Annotated in this window: 21 protein-coding genes; 15 read left to right on the top strand and 6 right to left on the bottom strand. The window is 73.7% G+C overall.

The window, feature by feature from the left end; genetic code table 11:
• The first annotated feature begins 72 nt into the window (after window positions 1–72).
• From R2737_12700 to R2737_12660, 9 genes are all read left to right on the top strand, one after another.
• A complete protein-coding gene (locus R2737_12700; GenBank protein ID MEZ5117116.1) occupies window positions 73–1,185 on the top strand; it encodes a hypothetical protein in 1,113 nt (370 codons plus the stop codon).
• Window positions 1,186–1,253: 68 nt separating this feature from the next.
• Entirely contained in the window at window positions 1,254–3,110 is a 1,857-nt protein-coding gene (locus R2737_12695; protein ID MEZ5117115.1) for a sigma-70 family RNA polymerase sigma factor, read from the top strand.
• 179 nt (window positions 3,111–3,289) lie between these two features.
• Window positions 3,290–4,546 (top strand): ATPase, T2SS/T4P/T4SS family, encoded by a 1,257-nt coding sequence (locus R2737_12690; GenBank protein ID MEZ5117114.1) that lies wholly within the window; start codon window positions 3,290–3,292, stop codon window positions 4,544–4,546.
• Window positions 4,546–5,394: a type II secretion system F family protein gene (locus tag R2737_12685; protein ID MEZ5117113.1), complete on the top strand. Its 849-nt coding sequence runs from the start codon at window positions 4,546–4,548 to the stop codon at window positions 5,392–5,394. The genes R2737_12690 and R2737_12685 overlap by 1 nt, the downstream gene beginning before the upstream one ends.
• Entirely contained in the window at window positions 5,391–6,332 is a 942-nt protein-coding gene (locus R2737_12680) for a type II secretion system F family protein (GenBank protein ID MEZ5117112.1), read from the top strand. The genes R2737_12685 and R2737_12680 overlap by 4 nt, the downstream gene beginning before the upstream one ends.
• Before the next feature lie 66 nt (window positions 6,333–6,398).
• Window positions 6,399–6,602: a hypothetical protein gene (locus R2737_12675; GenBank protein ID MEZ5117111.1), complete on the top strand. Its 204-nt coding sequence runs from the start codon at window positions 6,399–6,401 to the stop codon at window positions 6,600–6,602.
• Window positions 6,599–7,006, top strand: a complete 408-nt coding sequence (locus R2737_12670; GenBank protein ID MEZ5117110.1) for a TadE/TadG family type IV pilus assembly protein — start codon at window positions 6,599–6,601, stop codon at window positions 7,004–7,006. Before R2737_12675 ends, R2737_12670 begins: the two co-directional genes overlap by 4 nt.
• Window positions 7,003–7,461 (top strand): hypothetical protein, encoded by a 459-nt coding sequence (locus R2737_12665; protein MEZ5117109.1) that lies wholly within the window; start codon window positions 7,003–7,005, stop codon window positions 7,459–7,461. Before R2737_12670 ends, R2737_12665 begins: the two co-directional genes overlap by 4 nt.
• The gene (locus R2737_12660; protein ID MEZ5117108.1) at window positions 7,458–7,907 is read left to right on the top strand and encodes a pilus assembly protein TadG-related protein; all 450 of its coding nucleotides are present in this window, start codon (window positions 7,458–7,460) and stop codon (window positions 7,905–7,907) included. Before R2737_12665 ends, R2737_12660 begins: the two co-directional genes overlap by 4 nt.
• 28 nt (window positions 7,908–7,935) lie before the next feature.
• Here R2737_12660 and R2737_12655 read toward each other — a convergent pair whose 3' ends face one another.
• From R2737_12655 to R2737_12645, 3 genes are read right to left on the bottom strand one after another with little or no spacing between them, the layout of a single operon-like run.
• Window positions 7,936–10,329: a phosphoketolase family protein gene (locus tag R2737_12655; protein MEZ5117107.1), complete on the bottom strand. Its 2,394-nt coding sequence runs from the start codon at window positions 10,327–10,329 to the stop codon at window positions 7,936–7,938.
• Window positions 10,330–10,353: 24 nt separating this feature from the next.
• Window positions 10,354–11,304, bottom strand: a complete 951-nt coding sequence (locus R2737_12650; protein MEZ5117106.1) for a sulfite exporter TauE/SafE family protein — start codon at window positions 11,302–11,304, stop codon at window positions 10,354–10,356.
• Entirely contained in the window at window positions 11,301–12,113 is an 813-nt protein-coding gene (locus R2737_12645) for a GntR family transcriptional regulator (GenBank protein MEZ5117105.1), read from the bottom strand. Before R2737_12645 ends, R2737_12650 begins: the two co-directional genes overlap by 4 nt.
• Window positions 12,114–12,273: 160 nt before the next feature.
• Between R2737_12645 and prfB the strand changes: the two genes are divergently transcribed.
• The 4 genes from prfB to ftsX all read left to right on the top strand — a co-directional run bounded on the left by prfB (window position 12,274) and on the right by ftsX (window position 15,919).
• Window positions 12,274–13,359 carry a peptide chain release factor 2 gene (prfB, locus tag R2737_12640; GenBank protein ID MEZ5117104.1) on the top strand — a complete coding sequence of 362 codons (1,086 nt, stop codon included), beginning with the start codon at window positions 12,274–12,276 and terminating at the stop codon, window positions 13,357–13,359.
• Window positions 13,360–13,584: 225 nt separating this feature from the next.
• Complete coding sequence (locus R2737_12635) at window positions 13,585–14,196, top strand: hypothetical protein (GenBank protein MEZ5117103.1); 612 nt, start codon at window positions 13,585–13,587, stop codon at window positions 14,194–14,196.
• Window positions 14,197–14,286: 90 nt separating this feature from the next.
• The gene (gene ftsE, locus R2737_12630; protein MEZ5117102.1) at window positions 14,287–14,976 is read left to right on the top strand and encodes a cell division ATP-binding protein FtsE; all 690 of its coding nucleotides are present in this window, start codon (window positions 14,287–14,289) and stop codon (window positions 14,974–14,976) included.
• A gap of 34 nt (window positions 14,977–15,010) precedes the next feature.
• On the top strand, window positions 15,011–15,919 hold the full coding sequence (gene ftsX, locus R2737_12625; GenBank protein ID MEZ5117101.1) for a permease-like cell division protein FtsX: 909 nt from the start codon (window positions 15,011–15,013) through the stop codon (window positions 15,917–15,919).
• A 167-nt stretch (window positions 15,920–16,086) separates the two neighbouring features.
• On the opposite strand, the gene R2737_12620 is transcribed toward ftsX, so the two are convergent.
• The 3 genes from R2737_12620 to R2737_12610 are packed head-to-tail and all read right to left on the bottom strand — an operon-like array spanning window position 16,087 to window position 19,805.
• The gene (locus tag R2737_12620; GenBank protein MEZ5117100.1) at window positions 16,087–17,160 is read right to left on the bottom strand and encodes an ABC transporter ATP-binding protein; all 1,074 of its coding nucleotides are present in this window, start codon (window positions 17,158–17,160) and stop codon (window positions 16,087–16,089) included.
• The gene (locus R2737_12615; protein ID MEZ5117099.1) at window positions 17,157–18,749 is read right to left on the bottom strand and encodes an iron ABC transporter permease; all 1,593 of its coding nucleotides are present in this window, start codon (window positions 18,747–18,749) and stop codon (window positions 17,157–17,159) included. The genes R2737_12620 and R2737_12615 overlap by 4 nt, the downstream gene beginning before the upstream one ends.
• On the bottom strand, window positions 18,750–19,805 hold the full coding sequence (locus R2737_12610; GenBank protein ID MEZ5117098.1) for an iron ABC transporter substrate-binding protein: 1,056 nt from the start codon (window positions 19,803–19,805) through the stop codon (window positions 18,750–18,752).
• Between the two features lie 217 nt (window positions 19,806–20,022).
• On the opposite strand from R2737_12610, the gene R2737_12605 reads away from it, so the two are divergent.
• Together R2737_12605 and R2737_12600 are read left to right on the top strand one after the other, a co-directional pair.
• Entirely contained in the window at window positions 20,023–21,342 is a 1,320-nt protein-coding gene (locus R2737_12605; GenBank protein MEZ5117097.1) for a peptidoglycan DD-metalloendopeptidase family protein, read from the top strand.
• An 853-nt stretch (window positions 21,343–22,195) separates the two neighbouring features.
• Complete coding sequence (locus R2737_12600; GenBank protein ID MEZ5117096.1) at window positions 22,196–24,196, top strand: zinc ribbon domain-containing protein; 2,001 nt, start codon at window positions 22,196–22,198, stop codon at window positions 24,194–24,196.
• Window positions 24,197–24,201: the final 5 nt, after the last annotated feature.

The raw sequence follows: 24,201 nt of genomic DNA, 5'->3' as shown, positions 1-24,201 counted from the left end.
TCTCCTCGGGCTGGTGGATCCCCCTGATGAACGCGCGGCCACCCGGTCGCCGCCCACCGAGGAGGACTCCCGATGTTCCGCACCGCCACCGCCGCTACCACCGCCACCACCGCCATCGCCCCCGCGACCACGTCCGCGCGGACGGCCGCCCGCCGCTGCGCCCTGGCCGCCGGCACCCTCGGCGCCGTCGCCGCCCTCGCGCTCGGCGCCGCCGTCCCCGCCCACGCCGGCCCGCTGACCCCGTCGCTGGACCTGGTGGTCGCCCCCAGCACGCCGCCGTCGGGCCCGGGCAGCATCGCCGTGGCGCCCACCACGCCCGGACCCGACCCGGCGCCGGCACCGTCGGTCACCCTGGCCGACGCACCTCCGGTCGCCTCCGGCCACTCCATCTCCAGCGTGTCGCGCCAGAGCACCGACGTCGCAGTCGACCTCGGCTGGCACTCCACCGCCCCGTCGATGGTCCTGCAGGTGTCGACCTCGCTGCCCGCCGTGCAGAACGGCGTCATGTCGATGACGTCGCAGCCGGTGGCCGTGACCGGCACCCCGCGCAGCTCCGGCGGGACCGGCAGCATCGCGGCTTCCGCCACGGTGTACGACTACACCCGCGCGATCGAGGGTCTGCGGCCCAACACCACGTACCACGTGCTCCTGACGGTGCCGGTCGGGCCGAACTACCTACCGGTCCAGCAGCTGGCCTCGTTCCAGACCAAGGTGCGGCACGTGTCCGTCCAGGTCAGCGGCGTGAAGGTCATCTCCGACGCCGACAAGGGCCTGCGCGGCAAGGGCGAGATCCAGTTCTACCCGCGCATCGCCCCCGCGGCCAACGCGTACGGACCCGGCCCGTGGGGCACCGTGAGCAAGGTGGCCAAGCTCGGCGACGGCGACACGAAGTACTGGAACCCGATGCTGCGGCACGAGCGCACGACCCGCGACTCGTCCGTCGTGGTCCAGGTCCAGGGCTGCGAGGCCGACGCCGTCGGCACCGACCACTGCATCATCGAGGCGGGCGACAAGCCGCGTCAGGGCCGCTATCTGACCCAGGACTGGGCCTACGCGCAGGGCGTCTTCGCGCTCCCCACCTACCGCTACGCCGGGACGCACCAGCAGCAGCGCACCCTGCAGGTGCAGAAGACCCCCGACCTGCGGTTCACCGCGAAGGTCATCGTCACCACCTGGTACGAGTGACCCGGGCGACCCGCCCCGGGACCGGCGAGCCTCGCCGGTCCCGGGGCATCCGGGCTAGCCTCCCCCGCGTGCAGGGGGACCGGGTCCTGGTCGAGGGGCTGCGCACCGGCGGGCCCGAGGGGCTCGGCCCGGTGTTCGACGCGTATGCGGCCCGGCTGGTGGCGTACGCCCGCACCCTGCTGCGCGACACCGCCGCCGCCGAGGACGCCGTCCACGACTCCCTGTTGGTGGCGCTGGACCGGATCGATCAGCTGCGCGACCCCGACCTGCTGCGCCCCTGGCTGTTCGCCATCACCCGCAACGAGTGCCTGCGCCAGCTGCGAGCGGCATCCCGCACCACCGACGACGAGGAGGCGATCGACATGCTGCCGTCGACCGACGACCTCGACGCCGGCCTCCGCCAGCAGGAGTCCGCGCAACTGGTGGACGACGCGATGGCCGCGCTCAATCCCGGCGACCGCGACATCCTGGCCCTGGCCCTCCAGCACGACCTGGACGGCCCGTCGGTGGCCCGGGTGCTCGGCCTCGGCGCGAACGAGGTCCACGCGCGGCTGTCCCGGGCCCGCACGCAGCTGGCCACGGCGGTCACGTCCGTGCTGCTCGTGCGTACCCGCGGGGCGGACTGCCCCGAGCTGGCCGCGCTGCTCGACGGGGAGGGCCCGACCCTGACCCCGTTGCTGCGCAAGCGGGTCGCGCGCCACGCGCGCGAGTGCGACAACTGCGAGGAGCGCGGCCGCAGGGGCGTGGCGATGGCCCTGCCCGCCGCCGGCCTGCCCGTGGTCGTGGCCGCCCCGACGCTCGGGCTGCGGGAGCGGCTGCTGGGAACGAGCGCCGATGTCGCCGCACCGGGGGGAGATGCCCGCGAGGCTGAGCTCGTCCGATCGATGGGCGAGCGCGCCGGTGCCTTCGACGCCGACGGCTTCCCGTCGCCGGGGGAGGAGCCGCAGGGCTGGCTCGCGCCGGTCGCGGACGTGAGCGAGGGCGCCGCTGCGCCGGCGCCGGTCGTGCCGCTCGGGCGGCGGGGCCGTCGCCGCACCGCCGGGTGGGTCGCGGCCGCGGTGGTCGCCCTGGTCGGGTTCGGCGCGCTCCTGCTGGCGCTGCTGCTCGGCGGTACGGACGGGGTGGACGCGACGGCGGGATCGGACGGGGCCGGCGTGGCCGTCGGCAGCCCGACCGGCCCGGCCTCCCCGCTCCCGGTGACCTCGAGCTCGCCGGAGTCTGCGGAGCCTGGAGCGGCGTCCGGGTCCGCCTCCGCCACGCCGGCGCAGTCCGGACCGGCGGAGCCTGTCGCTGTGTCCGCGACCGGCGGGACCGACGCCGGCGCCGTCGGTGACGGCGCGGTGGGAACCGCGCCCGACCCGGCGGCCGACACCGCCGGCTCCGCGCCGCCCGACGTCGCGGCGCCCGGTGATTCCGGGACCGGCCGGCCGGCCCCCAGTCGGACACCGACCCCGACACCCACTCCGAATCCGACGCGAACGCAGACCGCCCCGGCGCCGGCGCCGCCGGCCTCCGTGACCCCCGACCCCGCGGGGTCGGCCACCTCGGCAGCCGCACCGACGGCCCCGCCGACCACTGCGCCAGCCCCGGCACCCGCACCGACCGCGCCCGCCCCTCCGCCCGCGGCCCCCGCTGTGATCGGGGTATCCGTGACCGACCTCGACGTCGCCGGGGACGGGTCGTTCACCCGGTGCGACGCCTTCCGGCTGCAGGCGGCGGTGACCACCTCCGGAGAGGTGACCGGCGTGAGCGCCACGGTGTCGCCCTCGCCCGGGTCGGTGCCGCTGGCTCCGGCCGGATCGGGCTCCTGGTCGGGGCAGTACCTGCTCGCGCCCGGTACCTACACCGTGACCGTCACGGCAACCGGCCCCGGAGGCAGCGTGACCGCGACACCCGTTGCGGTGCAGCACATCTGCCCGGCCTGACTGCGCACGTGATACCGGTCGCGGGATAGCGCTGCGTCCACATCCTGGACAGGGAGGCTTGCGCGATCCGGAGGTGTCTGCCTACCGTCTGGCCCGCACCGGTGGCCCCCCGAGCTGCCGAGCAACGCACAGCGCGGCCCGTCATACGCCGACGGGCTGCCCGGGGGGCTGGAGGTCCGGTGGACGTCGATCAGGTCGAATCCGCTGTCCGCGAGGCGGTCCGCCAGCGCGGCATCGACCCGCTGCACGAGCCCGAGGCCGTGCGCACGCTCGTCGACGAGATGGTCACCGCGTACGTCGACCGGTGCGTGGCCGGGGACGCGCCGGCACCGGTGGACCCGCGCCGGCTCGCCCGCGACGTGCACGACGCGGTCGCCGGGTTCGGCCCCCTGCAGCGGTTCTTCGACGACCCGGACGTGGAGGAGGTCTGGATCAACGAGCCGGGGCGGGTCTTCGTCGCCCGGGCGGGGCGCAGCGAGCTCACGACCACCGTGCTCACCGAGACCCAGGTCAAGGACCTGGTCGAGCGGATGCTCCGGTCCTCGGGCCGACGGGTCGACCTCAGCACTCCGTTCGTGGACGCGATGCTGCCGGACGGGTCCCGCCTGCACGTCGCCATCCCCGACATCACCCGGCGGCACTGGGCGGTGAACATCCGCCGTTTCGTCGTTCGGGCAGCGCATGTGGATGACCTCGTCCCCACCGGCACCCTCACCCCGGCCGCCGCGGCCTTCCTCGAGGCTGCCGTCGTCGCGGGGCTCAACGTCGTCGTGGCGGGCGGAACCCAGGCGGGGAAGACCACGCTTCTGAACGCGCTTCTCGGCTGCGTGCCTTCGGGGGAGCGGATCGTCTCCTGCGAGGAGGTCTTCGAGATCCGGCTCGCCGCGCCGGACTGGGTGGCGATGCAGACCCGCGACGCGTCGCTGGAGGGGACCGGCGAGGTTCCGCTGCGACGGCTGGTGCGCGAGGCGCTGCGGATGCGCCCGACCCGGCTGATCGTGGGAGAGGTGCGCCAGGCGGAGTGCCTGGACCTCCTGGTGGCCATGAACTCGGGCATGCCCTCCATGGCGACCCTGCATGCGAACTCGTCCCGCGAGGCTGTGACCAAGCTGTGCACCCTGCCCTTGCTGGCCGGTGCGAACATCTCTGCCGACTTCGTCGTGCCCACCGTCGCGGGCTGCGTCGACCTCGTCGTGCACACCGCCACCGCGGCGGACGGGGCTCGCCGGGTGCGGGAGATCGTCGCGCTGCCCGGCCGGGTCGAGGGCGGGGTGATCGAGACCGCGGACGTCTTCACGACCCGCGGTGACCGACTCGTGCGAGGGGACGGGATGCCGCCGCACGCCGACCGGTTCGAGCGCGCCGGCTACGACCTGTCGCACCTGCTGGCCCGGGACCCCGACGACGCGGTGGGCGGCCGCGGGCGGGCCGCCTGATGGGGGCCCTGCTCGGGCTGGTCGCGGGCGTCGGCGCGCTGCTCGTCTTCCACGGCCTCACCACCGCGCCGTCGCCGCGCCAGGCGCGCAGGTCGCGGCTGGAGCTCCTGATCGAGCGGTCAGGAGTGCGCGGCATCGGCGTCCCCGGACTGGTGGGCGCCTGCATGGGTGTCGGCCTTGTCACCCTGCTGCTGGTCCTCGTGGTCACCGCGGTCCCTGCGGTGGCCCTCGTCGCGGGCGCGCTCGGGTCCTACCTGCCCATTACGCTGCTCAAGCGCCGCGCGACCCAGCGGGAGAAGGCCTTGCGCGATGCCTGGCCGGACGCCGTGGACGCCTTGGTCTCCGCGGTGCGCGCGGGCATGTCGCTTCCGGAGGCCGTCGGCGACCTCGCCGTACGGGGGCCGGAGCCGCTGCGACGGTCGTTCGCGCTGTTCGCGTCTGAGCACCGCGCCACCGCATCGTTCGCCGGCGCCCTGGACGCGCTCAAGGAGGACCTGGCCGATCCCGTCGCTGACCGGGTGGTCGCATCGCTGCGCACCGCCCGAGAGGTCGGCGGCTCCGACCTCGGCACGGTGCTGCGCACGTTGTCGGAGTTCCTGCGGGAGGACGCGCGCACCCGCGGGGAGATCGAGGCCCGCCAGTCCTGGTCGGTCAACGCCGCGAGGCTCGCCGTGGCCGCTCCGTGGGTCACCCTGCTCCTGCTCTCCGCTCGCCAGGAGGCCGTCCAGGCCTACAACTCAACGGAGGGCCTGCTGGTCCTCGCCGTCGCCGCCGGTCTGTCCGTGGTCGCCTACCGGCTGATGCTGCGGATCGGCCGGATCCCGGTCGAGCAACGGGTGCTGGCGTGAGTGCCGCCGCCGGGGTGCTCCTCGGCCTCGGCGCGGCCGCCGGGGCGGGCCTGGTGGCGGAGGGCTGGCGCTCCGGCCGCCGGCCAGGTCTGGCCGACCGCGTCGCCCCGTACGTCAGCCGGCACCGCTCGCACGCCCCGGCGGCGCCGCGCGCGCAGGCCGAGCCCGGGCCGCTCGGCACCCTGGCCCGACTGCTCGCGCCGACGGTCTCCCGGCTATCCGCGGCCGTCGGGCGGCAGCGTGACTCCGAGCCCGCGATCCGGGCCCGGCTCGAGCGAGCCGGCCGAGCACCGGACGTGGACCGCTACCGCAGCGAGCAGCTGCTGTGGGGGTTGGGCGGGCTGGCGGCCGGCCTCGGTCTCACCGTGCTCGCAGTCGCCCGCGGATCCTCGCCCTCCGCCGTCGGTGTGCTCCTGCTGTGCGGTGTGGGCGCGGTCCTCGGGGTGCTTCTACATTCGCGCAGCATCGACCGGGCCGGCGCCAAGCGCTCGACCCGGATGGGATCGCAACTGCCCACCGTCGCCGAGTTGCTCGCGTTCGCCGTTGCGGCGGGAGAGACGCCGACCGCGGCACTGGAGCGTGTGGCGCGCACCGTGCGGGGGGACCTGTCGGCGGAGTTCGCTCGAGCCGTGGCGGAGATCCGTTCCGGCGCAGCGGTTCCCGACGCCCTGCGTGCCGCAGCAGTCCGCTGCGGGAACCCCGCGGTGGCACGGTTCGTGGACGGGCTGCTGGTCGCTCTGGAGCGCGGGACTCCGCTGGCCGACGTGCTGCGTGCGCAGGCCGCCGATGCGCGGGCGCAGTCCCGCCGGGGCCTGGTCGAGTCCGCGGGGAAGCGGGACGCGTTCATGCTCGTCCCGGTCGTGTTCCTCGTGCTCCCCACCGTGGTCCTCGTCGCGCTGTTCCCCGGCGTCCACGGGCTGCTGCTCACCGTGCCCTGACGGGCCCTACCGACTCCCGCGCACCCGCGCGGGTCCATCCATCACGCACCAACCTCGGGGGAGAACATGGCACCGATCCGCACTCTCGCGCACCGCATCGCCGCCCGGCTCGCGACGCTGCCGCACCAGGGCCGGGACCGCGGGGACGTCCCCGGCTGGGTCCTGGTCGCGGTCATGACCGCGGGCCTGGTCACCGCGCTGTGGCTCGTCGCCGACGACCAGCTCACCGCGATCCTCAACCGCGCGCTCACCTCCGTCAGCAAGCCGTGACGGACCGCCGGCCCGGTCGTCGCCTGCCGAGTGCCGGCGACGACCGGGGCAGCGCCGCGCTGGAGTTCGCCCTGGTCGCCCCGCTGGTGCTGCTGCTCGGCCTCGCGGTGGTCCAGGTCGGACTGGCGCTGCACGTGCGCACCACCCTGACCGCGGCCGCGGCGGAGGGCGCGCGCGTCGGTGCGCTGGCCGACCGCGGCCCGGCTGCCGGCGCGGCTCGCACCCGCGCGGTGCTGTCCGACAACCTGGCCGGGGACGTGGTCGAGTCCGTGACGGCGGGGTACGAGACCTCGGGCGGCGTCCCGGTCGTGGCCGTGCGGGTCCGAGCCCGGCTGCCGCTGCTGGGCCTGCTCGGTCCGACGGCCACGGAGGTCACCGGTCGGGCGATGCGGGAGGGCGGATGACGCCGGCCACCCGATGGCGCGACCGGGTCGCGTGCGAGGACGGCACGGCGGTGGTCGAGTTCGTCGTGCTCGCCGTGCTCGTCCTGGTGCCGCTGCTGTACGTCGTGATGTGCGTCGCGCGGGTGCAGGCGGCCGCGTACGCCGCCACGCAGGCGGTGCGGGAGGCGGGGCGGGCGTACGTCACGTCCGACTCGGTGGCGCAGGCGGCGCAGCGGGCGGGGACGGCGGCGCGGCTGGCCGTCTCCGACCAGGGGTTCGAGCTGCCGGCGGGGGCGCTGTCGGTGACGTGCGCCGGCGGCGCCTGCCTGTCGCCCGGGTCCCAGGTCCGGGTCCGGGTCCACCTCGACGTCCCGCTCCCGCTGCTGCCGGACGCGCTCGCCGACACCGTCCCGTCGACGATCCCGGTCGTGGCGACCCATCTCGCCGCGGTCGACTCGTACCGGGCTGACCCGTGAGGGCGCGCGCGGCCCGACGCGGCGAAGACAGCGGCAGCGTGATGCTGCTGACGGTCGGGTTCGTCGTCGTCGCGCTGGTCGCCATCGGCGTGGTGACCGACGTGTCGGCCGCCTTCCTCCAGAGGCGCTCGCTGGCGGCGCTGGCGGACTCCGCCGCGCTGGCGGGCGCGCAGGTCGTCGACCTCGACGCCTACTACGCCGGCGTCCCGGACGGCGAGCCCCTGCCGCTGGACCGGGGAGCCGCACGGCAGCGGGTGCTGGACCACCTGCGGCGCGCCGGTGCCTGGAGCGCGTTCCCCGGGCTCGTCGTCGAGGTCGCCGCCAGCGACGGCGCGGTCGTCACCGTCCGGCTGCGCGCGGACCTGCGGCCCCCGCTGTCCAGCGCGCTCGGACTGGCCCCGGGCGTCGCCCGGGCCGAGGCCCGGGCGACCCTGACCCGACGCTGAGCCCGGGACCGGACACCGAGACCCCGCGCTACGCCAGCGACCAGTCCCGCACCTCGGGCAGGTCCTCCAGGTACTCCACGACGTGCTCGGCGTGCCGGGCCAGCTGCTCCTCGCAGTACGCCCTCAGCTCGGACGACCCGCGGACCGTGCGGCGGGAGTTGTTCAGCGCGTCCATCACCAGGTGGTAGCGGCTGACCCGGTTGCGCACGACCATGTCGAACGGCGTCGTCGTGGTGCCCTCCTCGCTGAAGCCGCGCACCCGGAACCGGTCGGCGTCCGGACGCCCGTGCACCAGCTGGTGGATCGCGCCGGGGTAGCCGTGGAACGCGAACACCACGTCCACGTGGTCGGTGAACAGCTCCTCGAAGTACAGCTCGTCCATCCCGTGCGGGTGGTCCTTCGGCCGGGTCAGCGACATCAGGTCCACCACGTTGACCACGCGCACCGACATGTCCGGCAGCCGCTCCTTCAGCAACTGCGCCGCGGCCACGGTCTCCATCGTCACGACGTCACCCGCGCAGGCCAGCACGATGTCCGGATCGCGGCTCCCGTCGTCGTTGCCGGCCCAGTCCCACACCCCGGAGCCCCGCGCGCAGTGCTCCTTCGCCTCGTCCAGCGTCAGCCACTGCAGCTGCGGCTGCTTGTCGATGACGACGAGGTTCACGTATCCCCGGGAGCGGAACACGTGGTCGGACACCGACAGCAGCGTGTTGGCGTCCGGCGGCAGGTAGACCCGGGACACGTCCCCGCGGATGTTGATGACGTTCTGGATCAGGCCCGGGCCCTGGTGGCTGAACCCGTTGTGGTCGTTCCGCCACGCCGTGGAGGTGAGCAGGATGTTGAGCGACGGCACCGGCGCGCGCCACGGCAGGTGCACGGCCTCCTGCAGCCACTTCGCGTGCTGGATGGTCATGGACGCGCTCACCATCGCGAAGGCCTCGTACGTGGCGAACATCCCGTGCCGACCGGTGAGGTTGTAGCCCTCCAGCCAGCCGTGGCAGGAGTGCTCCGACAGGACCTCCATCACCCGGCCGTCGGGGCCGATGGCGACGTCCTCGGGGACCAGGTGCTCCATGAACCCTCGGTCGGACACCTCGAACACCGCGCCGAGCCGGTTGGAGTTCGTCTCGTCCGGGCAGAACAGCCGGAACCGGTCGGGGTTGGCGACGTAGATGTCGCGCATGAGCTCGCCCAGCCGCCGGGTGCTCTCCAGCCGTACGGTCCCCGGCGCGGGCACGTCGACCGCGTACGAGCCGTAGTCGGGCAGGTCGAGGTCGACGGTGAGCAGGCCGCCGTTGGCGTGCGGTGTCGCACTCATCCGCAGGTCGCCCTCGGGCACCGCGTGCCGCACCAGCGGCGCCGGTGAGCCGTCGGACTCGAACAGCTCGTCGGGGCGGTACGAGGTCAGCCAGTCGGTGAGGATCTGCAGGTGCTCGGGGTTGCCGCGCACGTCGGACAGCGGCACCTGGTGGGAGCGCCAGGACCCCTCCTCGCGCACGCCGTCGACGAACTCCGGCCCGGTCCAGCCCTTGGGGGAACGCAGCACGATCAGCGGCCACCGCGGCCGCCCCGCGGGCGCCTCGCCGCTGCGGGCCAGCCGCTGGATCTCGCGGATCCGGGCGTACGCCTCCTGCAGCGTGTCGGAGAAGCGGTGGTGCATGCCCGGCAGGTCCTCGCCCTCGACCTCGAGGACGTCGTAGCCGTGGCCCTCCAGCAGCGCGCGCACCTCCGCCGGGTCCTTGCGGGCCAGCACCGTCGGGCCGGCGATCTTCCAGCCGTTGAGGTGCAGGATCGGCAGCACGGCGCCGTCCCGGGACGGGTTGATGAAGGAGATGCCCTTCCAGCTGCCCTCCAGCGGGCCGGTCTCGGCCTCGCCGTCGCCGACGATCGCGACCGCGAGCAGGTCGGGGTTGTCCATGACCGCGCCGAACGCGTGGACCAGGACGTAGCCGAGCTCGCCGCCCTCGTGGATGGAGCCGGGCGTGGTGACGCTGACGTGGCTGGGGATGCCGCCGGGTGCGGAGAACTGGCGGAACAGCCGGGTCATGCCGGTCTCGTCGAGCGAGACGTCGGGGTAGACCTCGGAGTAGGTGCCCTCCAGCCAGCCGGCGGCGACCAGCGCCGGGCCGCCGTGGCCCGGGCCGGTCAGGTAGATCGTCTGCTGGCCCTGCCGCTCGATCAGCCGGTTCAGGTGCGCGTAGACGAACGACAGGCCGGGGGAGGTGCCCCAGTGGCCGAGCAGCCGCGGCTTGATGTCGTCGGGGCTCAGCGGCTCCCGCAGCAGCGGGTTGTCCTTGAGGTAGATCTGACCGACCGTCAGGTAGTTCGCCGCACGCCACCAGGCGTCGATCGCGGCGAGCTCGCTGTCGGACAGCGGGGCGGGCGGGAGCGGGGGCTCGGACCTCGGGCGCGGAGCGGTCACGCGCTCCTCCTCGGGTGCGTCGGGTCAGGTCCCCTCGACGCTATGCCCGCCGGATGAACTGCGCGAGACGGTCGCGTGACGTCCGGTGTCGCCGGGGCGGTCGTCCACCTCCGGGGTCGGCCTCGTACGACGAGGGCGCAGCACGGCGAACCAGACGACGGTGGCGGTGCCCGCGACGAGCAGGACCGTGGTCCACGCCCACCAGGCGCCGGCGAGGCCGGACCAGAGGTCACCGGGGACCTGCTGCACCAGCATGAACACGCCCATGGTGAGGACGAACCACCCGAAGCCCTTGCGCAGCCGGTCCGGGTCGACGCGGCCGGCGAGCCGACCGCCGATCAGCCCGCCGACGACGGCGGCCGCGGCGACGGCGAGGGTCAGCCCCCAGTCGATCTGCACGCTGGACAGGTACCCGAGGAATCCGCCGAACGACTTGATGGCGATGACCAGCAGCGAGGTGCCGACGGCGACCGGCATCGGCAGGCCGCCGAGCAGGGCCAGCGCGGGCACGACCAGGAAGCCGCCGCCGGCGCCGACGATGCCGGTGACGAATCCGACGACGAGGCCCTCGACGAGCACCTTGCCGATCGGCAGGTCGTGGTGCTCGTGCACGGTGATGGCCTTGCGGCCGCGGATCATCGCGCCCGCGGTGGCCAGCATCATCAGCGCGAACCCGGCGAGGACCACCGGCGTCGGGATGAGGCCACCGACCTTGCCGCCGAGGAACGCGCCGACGAACGCGATGCCGCCGAAGATGAGGCCGGTGCGCCAGCGGACCCGGCCGGCGCGCGCGTGCGACCACATCCCGGCGATGCTCGTGACACCGACGACGAACAGCGACGCGGCGATCGCGGTCTTGCCCTCCAGCCCGGCCACGTAGATGAGCAGTGGGGTCATCAGGATGGAGCCGCCGCCACCGAGCAGGCCGAGCGTGATGCCGACGACGACCGCCAGCGCGAGAGTGAGGGCCATCATGCGGTCGGGTCTCCGTCGGAGTCGGCGTGCGGGGTGGGAGCGAGGTCGAGCGCGAACGCCGAGGACTGCGACCACTCGGCGACGACGTGGAAGCGGTCGCCGCGGACGACGGTCTCGCGCCACTCGACCGGGCGGCCGCCCGCGCGGGCCAGTCGCTGGATGCGCAGCGCGGCGATGTCATGCGGGAGGTCGAGGTCCCGGCGCAGGGACGCGGACGGCAGGACCGCGGTGATCCGCTCCCGACCGGAGTCCAGGTGGATGCCGCAGCGCTCGGCGAGGACGTCGTACAGCGCGGTGGTGGTGAAGTCCGCGTCCAGCAGCGGGTGGGCGACGGTGTCCGGGAGCCATGCGCGGTCGACGGCCAGCGGCTCGCCGGACGCGAACCGGCGGCGCTCCAGCAGGACCAGTCGGGTCGACGCGGGCAGCTCGAGCTGCATCGCGGCGTCGGCGTCGCGCACGACCTCCAGCCGGCGCACCTCGCTGCGCTGCTCGATGCCCTCGGACTCCAGCGAGCGCACCAGGGAGTAGAGCGACCCCAGCGGCTGGTCGATGTCGGGGACGCTGGCGAACGAGCCGCGTCCGCGGGAGGCCACCACCAGGCCGTCCTGGCGCAGGTCGCGCAGGGCCTCGCGGACGGTGTGCCGGCTCACGCCGTACTCGTCGACCAGGGTGAGCTCGCCGGGCACCCGCTCGCGGAACTCGCCGGACTCCAGCCGTCGCCGCAGGTCAGCGGCGATCTGGGCCCACAGCGGCATCGGGCTGGACCGGTCGGGGGCGACCGGACCCGCGGCGGTGCGGCGGCGGCTCATGCGGGCTCCTGGCGTGACGACAGGGCCCTAATGTACGTACAACTGGACAGGTCAGCCAAATCGGCGGCCGGTGGCCGGGGCGCCCCCTCGGCGATTCGGTGCGGGGGCCGGGCGCGCCGTACCCTTCTGCCTCGTGGCCGCCCTGGATCCCGTCGAGGTGATGACCGAGCTCGACACGACGCTGTCGAGCATCGAGACGGTCCTCGACCTGCCCGCCATCGAGGCGGAGATCGCGCGGCTGGAGCAGCAGGCCAGCGCGCCGGACCTGTGGGACGACCAGGAGAACGCGCAGCGGGTCACATCGCGGCTGTCGTACCTGCAGGGGGAGCTGCGCCGGGTGACCGGGTTGCGGCGCCGGCTGGACGACGTACGGGTGCTGTTCGAGCTCGCGGAGGCCGAGGCCGACGACTCGGTGCGCGACGAGGTCGTCACCGAGCTGACCGACCTGCAGAAGACCATCGGCGAGCTCGAGGTCCGCACGCTGCTGTCCGGCGACTACGACGAGCGCGAGGCGCTGGTCACCATCCGTGCGGAGGCCGGTGGCGTCGACGCGGCCGACTGGGCGGAGATGCTGCTGCGGATGTACACCCGCTACTGCGAGCGGCACGGCTGGCCGTTCGAGGTGTACGACACCTCGTACGCGGAGGAGGCGGGCATCAAGTCCGCCACGTTCGCGGTGAAGGTGCCGTACGCCTACGGGACGCTGTCGGTGGAACAGGGCACGCACCGGTTGGTGCGGATCTCGCCGTTCGACAACCAGGGGCGCCGGCAGACGTCGTTCGCCGGTGTCGAGGTGCTGCCGGTGACCGAGCAGACCGACCACGTCGAGATCCCGGAGAACGACATCCGCATCGACGTGTTCCGCTCGTCCGGCCCCGGCGGCCAGAGCGTCAACACCACCGACTCGGCGGTGCGCATCACGCACCTGCCGACCGGGATCGTGGTGTCCTGCCAGAACGAGAAGTCGCAGATCCAGAACCGCGCCGCCGCGATGCGCGTGCTGCAGTCGCGGCTGCTAGAGAAGCGCCGGCAGGAGGAGCGCGCGGAGATGGACGCGCTCAAGGGCGACTCGTCCGGCTCGTGGGGCAACCAGATGCGCTCGTACGTGCTGCACCCGTACCAGATGGTCAAGGACCTGCGGACCGAGATGGAGACGGGCAACACCGCGGCGGTGCTCGACGGCGAGATCGACGAGTTCGTCGAGGCCGGGATCCGCTGGCGCAAGCAGGCCGAGGTCTCCGCGTAGTCCCGGCGGTCCTCGCCCGGCCCGCACCCGTCACCCGTTCGCCGCACCGTCATACCAGGAGTGACGCATGGGGCGATTGTGACTACATACTGTTGATGGGGTCCCTGAATATCATCCGTTCGGATGATGCTGGATGCTTGCATTGAGACTTCACAGCGTGATCGGACCGGCCTACCCTGGCGGGGCGGACGTCAGCGCGACGGCCGGAGGGGTGGGGATCGGATCATGACGGTGACGCGTCGGGCGGTCGTGGCCCTGGCCGCGGCCGTGGCCCTGGTGGGCCTGCCGGCGACCGTCGCGTACGCCGAGGACGGCGCGGCCGCCCCCGTCGTCGCCGACGCCCCGGGAGTCGAGGCCCCCGCAGTCAGCCCGGCCCCCGCGGACGCCGCCGAGCCGGCACCCGAACCGGCCCCGGTCCAGGCCCTTGCGGTCCCGGTCGAGGACCCCACCGACGCGCCCGTGGCCCCCGCCGAGGAGGTCCCCGCGGTCGACCCCGCCGAGCCCGAGCCGGTCGCCACCACGACCGCGTCCGACGGCCTGGTCATCGTGGAGTCCCAGGTCCAGCAGAACGCCGGCGCCCCCGACGCGGTGCAGCCGGGCGCCGGGGGTGGCCAGGCCCAGGCCGGCTCCGCCGCGCGTCCCGCCGTCGGAGGATCGGCCGGCAGCGCCGCCTCCACGCCCCAGATCGCCCGCCCGACCCTGCCCCGTACCGGTGTCGAGCCGCTCCTCGCCGGCGCCGGCGCCGCCGCCGTGCTCGCCGGCGTCGTCCTGGTCCTCGTCGCCCGCCGGCGCCCGGACCCCGCGACGGCCACCACCCGCGCGCGCCACCGGGCCTGAGCCAGGCCTGCGCCTGCGCGGAGCCGCACCCCGACCGACGTACACTCGCTCGACGACGCGCGTCGGACGCGTCCCGATCCGAGAGCTGCCGTGATCCGCTTCGAGAACGTCACCAAGGTCTACGCGAGCCAGACCCGGCCCGCGCTCGAGGACGTGTCCGTCGAGGTCGAGAAGGGCGAGTTCGTCTTCCTCGTCGGGTCCTCCGGCTCCGGCAAGTCCACCTTCCTGCGGCTGTGCCTGAAGGAGGAGAAGCCGACCAAGGGCGCGGTATGGGTGGCCGGCAAGGACCTCGGTCGACTGTCGTCGTGGAAGGTTCCGCAGCTGCGCCGCCAGATCGGCACGGTGTTCCAGGACTTCCGGCTGCTGCCCAACAAGACCGTCGCGCAGAACGTCGCGTTCGCGCTCGAGGTCATCGGCCGGCCGCGCAACCACATCCGCAAGGTTGTCCCCGAGGTCCTCGACCTGGTGGGCCTGGACGGCAAGGAGGACCGGCTCCCCGACGAGCTGTCCGGCGGTGAGCAGCAGCGGGTCGCCATCGCCCGGGCCTTCGTCAACCGGCCGATGATCCTCATCGCCGACGAGCCCACCGGGAACCTCGACCCGACCACCAGCGTCGGCATCATGAAGTTGCTCGACCGGATCAACCGCACCGGGACCACGGTGCTCATGGCCACCCACGACGCGCAGATCGTCGACCAGATGCGCAAGCGCGTCATCGAGCTGGAGATGGGCCGGGTCGTCCGCGACCAGTCCCGCGGCGTCTACGGCTACGCCCGCTGACGTACGAAGACCGACCCCACGGAGAAGTCACGGCATGCGAGCACGGTTCGTCCTGAGCGAGGTCGCGATCGGCCTGCGCCGCAACCTGACCATGACGCTGGCCGTCGTCATCACCGTCGCGGTGTCGCTGGCCCTGTTCGGCACCGGCCTGCTCGTCCGCGCGCAGGTCGAGACGATGAAGGACTTCTGGTACGACAAGGTCGAGGTCTCGATCTTCCTGTGCGGTGAGAACTCCGACGTCCCGTCCTGCGCCGGCGGCGCGGTGACGCAGGCGCAGCGCGACCAGATCGAGGCGGACCTGGAGTCCCTGCGCCCGCTGGTGCAGGAGGTCTACTACGAGTCGCAGCAGGAAGCGTTCGAGCGCTTCACCGAGCAGTTCCGCAACTCGCCGATCGTCGAGAACGTCACGCCCGAGGCGTTGCCGGAGTCGTTCCGCGTCAAGCTGTCCGACCCCACCCAGTACGACGTCGTCGCGTCCGCATTCTCCGGCCGGCCCGGCGTGGAGCAGGTCAACGACCAGCGCCAGCTGCTGGACAAGTTCTTCAAGCTGCTCGGCGGCCTGCAGGCCATCGCCCTGTTCATCGCGCTCACGATGCTCGTGGTGACGGTGCTGCTCGTCGTCAACACGATGCGGGTGGCCGCGTTCAGCCGGCGCCGGGAGACCGGCATCATGCGGCTGGTCGGGGCGTCGAACTTCTACATCCAACTGCCGTTCCTGCTCGAGGCGGCGATCGCCGCGGCGGTGGGGGCGCTGCTGGCCATCGGCGGGCTGATCGTCGTGAAGGCCGTCCTGATCGACCAGGTGCTGGCCCCGGCCTTCCAGTTCACCGCGTTCATCGGCTGGGACAGCATCGCGACGATCGCTCCGATCGTGTTCCTCACCGGCACGATCCTGGCCGCCGGTGCTGCCTTCTTCACCCTGCGCAAGTACCTGCGCGTCTGACCGCGCCGGCACCACCCGGCCCCGCCGTTCTTTGGGCGGACCTTCACCACCTCGCGACGGAATGAGTCCCCACGTTGTTTGGGAGCCGGATTCGGCCCCTCAAGCCACGCCTGGACTCATTCCGTCGTGAAGAGGACGGGGGTGGCCGGCGGGCTGCGCGTCTGACCTCAGGAGGTGTAGGCGCGGGCGGCGCCCTGCACCGACACCCGGACCCGGTCCGCGACGGCCGGCGGCCGGACCCCGGTCACCCGCGAGACCACCCGGACCCCCTCCGCGGGGGCGTCGCCCTCGACCCGGAGCCCGATCAGGGCGTCGTGCCCGAAGTACGTCACGTCCACCACCACCGCCGACACGCCGGACGCCGGGTCCAGGACGACCTGCTCCGGCCGCACCGTCACCACCGGGGCAACCCCGACACCCGCCGCCGACTCCGGGTCGGTGATGACGGCGGAGACCGGCAGGCAGCCCAGGGCGGTGTCGACGCGACCCTCGCAGACGGCTGAGTGCGGCGACAGTTCGACCAGGTCGCCCACGAACCGTGCCCCCCACAGGCTGTCCGGCTCCCGGTAGACCTGCTCCGGAGTGCCCGACTGCACCACCCGTCCGTCCCGGAGCACCACGACCCGGTCGCACAGGCTCAACGCCTCCTCCTGGTCATGGGTGACCAGGAGCGCTGTCGAGCCGGAGGCCCGCAGCGCGGACCGCACCTGCGCCCGAACCTGCTCGCGCAGCGACGGGTCCAGCGACCCGAACGGCTCGTCCAGCAGGACGACGTCCGGATCGGCCGCCAGGGCCCGGGCGACCGCCACGCGTTGCTGCTGTCCGCCGCTGAGCTGGTCGGGCCGCAGCGGCCCCGCGTCGGGAAGCGCTACGAGGGTCAGGGCGCGCTGCACAACGGCCTCGTCGGGGCGGCGACGCAGGCCGCGCCGGGTCCCGTACCCGACGTTCTGCGCGACCGTCAGGTGCGGGAACAGCGCGACGTCCTGGGGGACGATGCCGACCCGGCGCCGCTCCGGCGGGACGAACCCGTCCGGCCCGTCCACGGCGCGGCCCCCGATGCGCACGGTGCCCCCGGTGGGCCGGTGGAACCCGGCAATGACCCGCACCAGCGTGGACTTGCCGCAGCCGCTCGGGCCGAGCACGCCGGTCAGCAGACCCGACGGCGCGTCCAGCGATACCGCCCGCAGGACCTCGACGTCGCCGTACGCCGCGTCGACGCCCTCGACCTCGACCGCGGTCACCGGGTCACCTCTCCATCCGTCGTGGCCAGGTCGGGCAGCCGCACCCCGCGCGCGAGCAGGGTCGCGGGCACGGCGGCCAACGCCACGAGGGCCACCGCGTAGGGGGCGGCAGCGCCGTACGCCGCGACCTCGGTACGGCTCCACAGCTCGGTCGCCAGCGTCTCCAGCCCGGTGGGCCGCAACATCAACGTCGCCGGCAGTTCCTTCATCGCGGTCACCATCACCAGCAGCGCGCCCGCCGCGATCCCCGGTGCTGAGAGCCGGGCCGTCACCGACACGAAGGTCGCGAGCGGCCCGCGTCCCGACGCGCGCGAGACGTGCTCCAGCGACACCGGGACCGACTCGATCGCGGCCCGCGACGAGCCGATCGCCTTGGGCAGGAACAGCACCGCGTACGCCAGCGCCAGCGCCGCGACGCTCTGGTAGAGCGCGGGCAGCGCGTTGAGGGTCACGAACACCAGGGACAGGCCCACGACGACCCCGGGGAGGGCGTGGCCGGAGAACGACGCCACCTCGACGATCCGGGACAGCCGGCCGGGGAAGCGCGCGGCGACGACGGCCACGGGCAGGGCGAGGAGCACGGCCAGGACCGTCCCCAGCAGCGCGACCCACGCACTGCCCGCCAGGGCCGAGACCAGCTCGCCGCCATCGACGCCGCCACGCATGCCCTGCAGCAGCCGCAGTACCAGCGCCACGGCCGGGACGGCGAGGGACAGCACCACCGTGCCGACCAGCAGCGCCAGCGCGGCGATCCGCCCGGCGGCGGGCAGGCCCGCGGCCGGCACCGGACGCGGCACCGAGGTGGACACCCGCGACCCCGTCCGCCCGCGCAACCGCTGCTCGGCCAGGACCAGGACCACCGCGCAGGCGATCAGCACCAGCGACTGCAGCACCGCGGCGGTGCGGTCGAAGGCGCTGCTGTACGAGGCGTACACGCTGCGGGTCAGCGTGTCGACGCGCAGGATCGCCACCGCGCCGAAGTCCGACAGCGCGTAGAGCATCGCCAGCAGCGTCCCGGCGAGCGCGGCGGGACGCACCGCGGGCAGCGTGACGGTGCGCAGCACCTCCATCGGCCCGGCGCCGAGGGAGCGAGCCACCTCCTCCAGCCCGGCCTCGCCCCGCGACAGCGCCGCGAACACCGGCAGCGCGACGTACGGCGCGGTCGAGGCCACCAGCACCAGCGCCGCGGCCCAGAAGCCGGAGAACCAGGGCGCCAGCGACACCCAGCCGTAGGCCGCGACGTACGACGGCACGGCCAGCGGCAGCAGCAGCAGCACGGCCCAGGCCCGACGGCCGCGCAGCCGGGTCCGGCCGACGATCCACGCGGTCGCGGTCCCCACGACCAGGGCCCCGGCCCCCACCACCACCGCCAGGGCCAGGCTGGTGAGCGCGGCGGTCCCGAATCCCGGGCGGCCCAGGATCGACGCCGCTCGGTCCAGTCCGCCGACGGCGCGGACCAGCAGATACCACAGCGGCAGCGTCGCCACGGCGACGCTGCCGAGGACGGCCAGCGTCAGCACCACGCCGGGGCCGCGCCCGGCGGCGCGACCCCGTCGACGGACGCGTGGCGCCCCGGTGGTGACGGTCACCTACAGCAGGCCCGTCTCCTGCAGCATCTGCAGGGTCTGCGGCAGCGAGCCCAGGTCGCCGAGCGAGACGTCCGGCCCCTGCAGGGTGTCCAGGGCGGGCAGGTCGTCGGCCGCGGGCACCGAGGCGAGCATCGGGTACTCGAACGTGGTGCCGGCGAAGTAGCTCTGGGCCTGCTCGGACAGCAGGAACTCGACCAGCTGCGCGGCGCGCGGATCCTCGGCCGCGGGCGCCAGCACGCCGACGCCGGAGACGTTGACCAGCGAGCCCGGGTCGCCGGGTTCGGTGAACGCGATCCGCGCACTCATCGCGTCGGCACCGACCTCGGCGGCCTTCTCGTACCAGTAGTAGTGGTTGATCAGCCCGAGGTCGACCTGTCCGGCGTCGACCGCGTCGAGGATGAGGCTGTTCTTCTCGTACGACTCCACGTCGTTGGCGACCATGCCGTCGAGCCACTCGCGGGCCCGGTCGTCGCCGTCGGCGACCCGCATGCCGGTCACGAAGCTCTGGAACGAGGCGTTGGTCGGGGCGATCGCCACCCGGCCCTTCCAGGCGGGGTCGGTCAGCTCGTAGACCGACGCGGGCAGCTCCTCGGCGGAGACCGCTGCGGGGTCGTAGACCAGGACCCGGGCGCGTCCGGTCACTGCGGCCCAGGTGCCGTCGGCCCCGACGTAGCCGGCGGGCACCGTCGAGGTGAGCGCGTCGTCGAGCGGTGTGAACAGCCCGGCGTCGGCGACGGCGCCGAGGGCGCCGGCGTCCTGGGCGAGGAAGACGTCGGCAGGGGTGCGGTCACCCTCCTCGATCAACTGCGCCGCCAGGCCGGAGGTGTCGCCGTACCGCACATCCAGCGGGATCCCGGTCTCCTCGGTGAACGCCTGCAGGATCGGGCCGACCAGTTCCTCGCTGCGCCCGCTGTAGACCACCACGGACCCCTCGGCCTGCGGGGTGCCGGAGTCGGCGGCGGCGTCGCCGCCGCAGCCGGTGAGCAGCAGGGCGCCGACGGCGAGCGCCCCCACGGACAGGGCCGTGCCGCTTTGGCGGGGTCGAGCACGGGTCACGGAGGACTCCTTCGAGGCTGCGATGCGGGCCCGAGGGCGACCGCGCTCCAAGAAAGTTAGGTAAGCCTAACCTATTGGGATGAGGACCTGAGCGGGCCCGGCCCGCGCGAGATCTGTGACCGAAGTGACGGGTGTGAAAGCAGCGTTCCCGGGGGTACTCTGAGTCGGCTGTTCCCACAGGGGGCCAGCCGTTCGTGGGGTGAAGGGAGTCGCCCGCGTGCCCGTGGTCCTCGGTACGCGCGCTCGCGCGCGGGCGACCGCCGCGGTCGTCGCGCTGCTCGCCGCAGGCGCGCTGGTGGCCGGCACCCTGACCCCGGCCGCCGCGGACCGCCGTGACGACGTGGACCGCCAGCTCGAGCAGGCCGGGGAGGCCCTGGACGCCGCCGACGCCCAGGTCACCGCGGCGATGCGCTCGCTCACCGATGCCAAGGAGAAGCTCCCCGCCGCGCAGAGCGCCCTGACCCGGGCGACCGCGAAGGCCGACCGGGCCGCCGAGGCCGACCGGATCGCCGCCGCCGAGCTGCGCGCCGCCACCTCCGCGGCCCTGCGCGCCGAGCAGCAGCTCGCCGCCCAGGAGGCCGAGATCGCCGACATGCGGGAGCAGGTCGGCAACCTGGCCCGGGCGGCATACCTGCAGGGCCCGTTCGCCGAGATCAACATCCTGCTGGACGCCCGGGACCCCGGCGACTTCACGTCTCGGCTGGCCGCGCTGGACTCGGTGGGACGGGCGAACAGCGAGTCCCTGGCCCGGATGTCCGAGGCGCGGGCCGAGATGGCCATCCAGGAGGTCCGGCTGGAGCTGCTGCGCGAGGAGGTCGACGCCAAGCGCCGGCTGGTCGCCCAGCGGTACGCCGAGGCCAAGGACGCGCGAGCCGAGGCCGAGGCCGCCAAGGCCGAGGTCGACCGCCTCGTCGCGCAGCGGCGGGACGCGCTGGCCGTGGCGGAAGAGAAGAAGGACGCGGTCAAGGAGCGCTACGACCAGCTCGCGGCCGAGCAGGCCCGCCTCGCCGAGGAGGCCCGCCGCGCCGCTGCGGCGGCGGCCGCCGCGCTGCGGGCCCAGGCCGCCGCCCGCTCCTCCTCGGGATCCTCGGGCTCGGCCGGGTCGTCCGGCGCCTCCACGCCGAGCGGCTCCCTGGTCTGGCCGGTCTCCGGCGGCGGGGTCTCCGGTGGGGTGGGCCCGCGCATCCACCCGGTCTACGGCTACCGGTCCTGCCACACCGGAGTGGACATCAGCGCGGGCTACGGCACCCCGATCCGCGCGGCCGCGTCGGGCATTGTCGCCTCGGTCCAGAACGGCGGCCCGTACGGCCTGCACACCCTGATCGTGCACAGCGGCGGGCTGTCGACCATGTACGCGCACCAGTCGTCGGTCGCCGTCGGCTCCGGCAGCTCGGTGAGTGCGGGGCAGGTCATCGGCTACGTCGGCTCCACCGGCTGGTCCACCGGACCGCACCTGCACTTCGAGGTCCACGTCGGCGGCGTGCCGTACGACCCGTTCGGCTGGTTCGGCGGGTCCCGCTACCCGGTCTCCTGCTGACGGCGGTCCCCATGAGTTGGCCCGCAAGTCGGGTCGTCGTTTGAGGTTGTGTTGGTCGGCGATGGCCGCGGTTGCGTGGTCGATGGCGTCGCCGCGTCGGCGGCATTGTCTGAGGATCTGCCAGTCGTTGAGCCGGGCGAGGACGTGTTCGACTCGGGCGCGGCGACGCCTGTGACGGCGCCAGGCGCGATCTCGGATGATGTGGCCTTGCGGGTCTCGGACGGGGCTGGTGATCCGGGGTAGACCGCGGTAGCCGCCGTCGCCGAGCACGGTCCGGGTGGTGCTGGCGAGCAGGTCGGTGAGTTCGGCGCGAGCGACGACGATGTCGGTCCTGTTCCCGGGCCACGCGCGGGACACGGTCACAACCGTACGGTCGGCTTCCCGGATGACGATCTGGGTGTTGACCGAGCGGCGGTAGTTCTTCGATAGCGCGGTCCGGGTGTGGTCGTGCACGGGGATGAGCGTGCCGTCCACGATCCACGACCCCTTGTCAGGCGTTAGCCCTGGGTCGGGGTTCAACCGGGACAGGACTGCGGTCAGATGGGTGATGACCCGGTTGACGGTCGATTGGGACGTGTCGAACACGGCCGCGAGCGCGCGTTCGGTCAGGTTCGTCCGGAGCGCGGCAAGCGTGAGCAGGATCCGCACGGGTAGGGGTTGGCTCCACGGCCGCCCCCGCGTCACGGGAACCACCTGGGCGGCGTCGCGAACCACTGCAGTGAACTCGGATGGGGTCAGGCCGGTGAGCACGATCAGACGCCGGTATCGCGCGGGAAGGTGAACTGTCGGACCGTTCGAGAAGGATGAGGGCGTGAGCGGGATATCGGGTGGTGGTGAGCCTGTCGGCTCGGCCGTGCCCGAACCTGTCGCGCCGAAGCGTCGCGGGAAGTCGAAGGGGAAGAACTGGCGCCGTCCGGTCGATGTCGGGGTGTCGGTGATCCGGCTGGAGTTGGACGTGTCGGACCCGCAGGCCAGGGCCCGGGTGGAGAAGCAGTGGCAGGCCGTGTACGAGTTGCGGCGCGCGCTCCAACGTGATGCGCGGGATCGGGTCGACGCGTATCACGCGGCCTACCGGGAGCGGCGGGGGGCCGGACCGAAGAAGGTGAGGGAGCGTCTCGGGCTGTCGCGGAAGGGGATCGAGGCTGCTGCGTCGCGGCACGTCGACGACTCGCGGTGGATGCGCGCGCACATCACGAAAGCGGTCGCTCTTCACGTCGCGGACGAGGTGTGGAACACGATCGATCGGCACCTGTTCCCCGACACGTCAGGCAAACGGCACGGGCGTCCCCGAGTCGGGGGCTGGTGGGACTTCACCCGGATCCCCGGCCGAGCCCGCTCGCACACGAAGACGACCAAGACGTGGGAATCGTGGCGACTGGTCGGGACGCTGCAGGGGCACTTCGACGCGTACGGAGTGGACCCGGGCCTGACAGTTGCTGAGGCTGTCCTCGCACCTGCCGGGGAGTCGCTGCTGGCGCAGCCGAAGCAGGTGCCCACTCCAGTGGCCCCGATCAAGAACGGTCGCGCGGACTGGTGGGGGTACGACGGGCCGCTCACGGTCGTGTTCACCGGCCTGCCCGGCGGGGACCTGGTCCTGCCGGTCCGGCTCCCGCAGGGCGCCGGGGCGTTCCCTCGGGTGGCGCACTACCTGGCCGACCCGAGCGCCTGGCACAAGATCGACCTGGTCCGGGTGGAGGACCGGCGTGCGCCGGACAGGTGGCGCTACTACGCGCACCTGATGGTCCTCACTCCCGGGTACACCGCCGACTCGACCTTGGCCCGGCGCGCCGCGGCGCCGGTCGGGCGGGTCGGCGGGGTCGACGGCAACGTGTCCAACCTGGCTGCCGTGTCGATGCCGTCCAGCCCGACCGAGGGCCCCCGGGACGGGCTGCGGGCCGACTACGTCACCGTCACCGACGAGCAGCGGAGGGCCGCGGAGCGGGCGGCGAAGAAGGCACGGGACCGGCAGCGGGCGTTGGACCGGTCCCGCCGCTCCGCCAACGCCGACCAGTACCACCCCTCGGCCCGGCAGCAGGCCCGAGCCGACCGCCGCGCCGCCGCCGGACTCGCGCCGCGGACCGTGGACATCCCGACCGGTCCGCGCCTCAGCAACGCCGCCGGTGTGCCTTCCCGCGCGTACCGCAAGGACACCCTCACCGTCGCCTACCGGCGCACCCGGGCCGACCACGCCGCGGACGCCCGCTCCGCCGCGCAGGCCAAACGTGCCCGGGCAGCGCAGGCCGCGGCCAACATCGTCGCCGCGCACGGGCCCGTCATCGTCACGGAACACGTCGACGTCCGAGCCTGGGCACGCAGCTGGGGTAGGAGCATCCGCGTGTTCTCCCCTGGGATGCTGCTGGCCGCGCTGCGGATGGAGTGCGAGAAGACCGGCGGCGCGCTGCTGCGTGCCGCGACCGGGCCCACCGCGCTGTCCCAGCACTGCGTCTGCGGGCGCCGCGAACGCAAACCCCTCACCCAGCGCGTCCACCGCTGCCCTGGCTGCGGCCTTGTTGCCGACCGGGACCTCCTCGCGGCAGCGCTGGCCGCCTGCGTCACCCTCACCGACCCGGACGACCCCACCACCGCCCGGATCGACCCTGAACTTCTCGCCGCTCTCGCGCGACGAGCAGCAGCGCAGCAAGAGGCGCTGCACCGGTCAACCGCACCCGCCCCCGGACCCAGCACCCCCGGCGGCAGGGACGGCAGCCACCACCCGGTGGCCCCTGCCGGTGACCATGTTGAAGGAACGGGGCCCCACCCCGGAACAGCGCCAGGCCCCACCCAGGGCCACGGTCGACGTCGCCGGACCAGGCCCCGAACCACCAACAGACCCGACTTACGGGTCAACTCTTAGACTCG

The sequence above is a fragment of the Candidatus Nanopelagicales bacterium genome (genome assembly GCA_041393815.1).
Lineage (GTDB): Bacteria > Actinomycetota > Actinomycetes > S36-B12 > JAWKJK01 > JAWKJK01.
The sequence above is the reverse complement of the archived record's forward strand: the minus strand, read 5'-3'. Positions and strand labels throughout refer to the sequence as shown.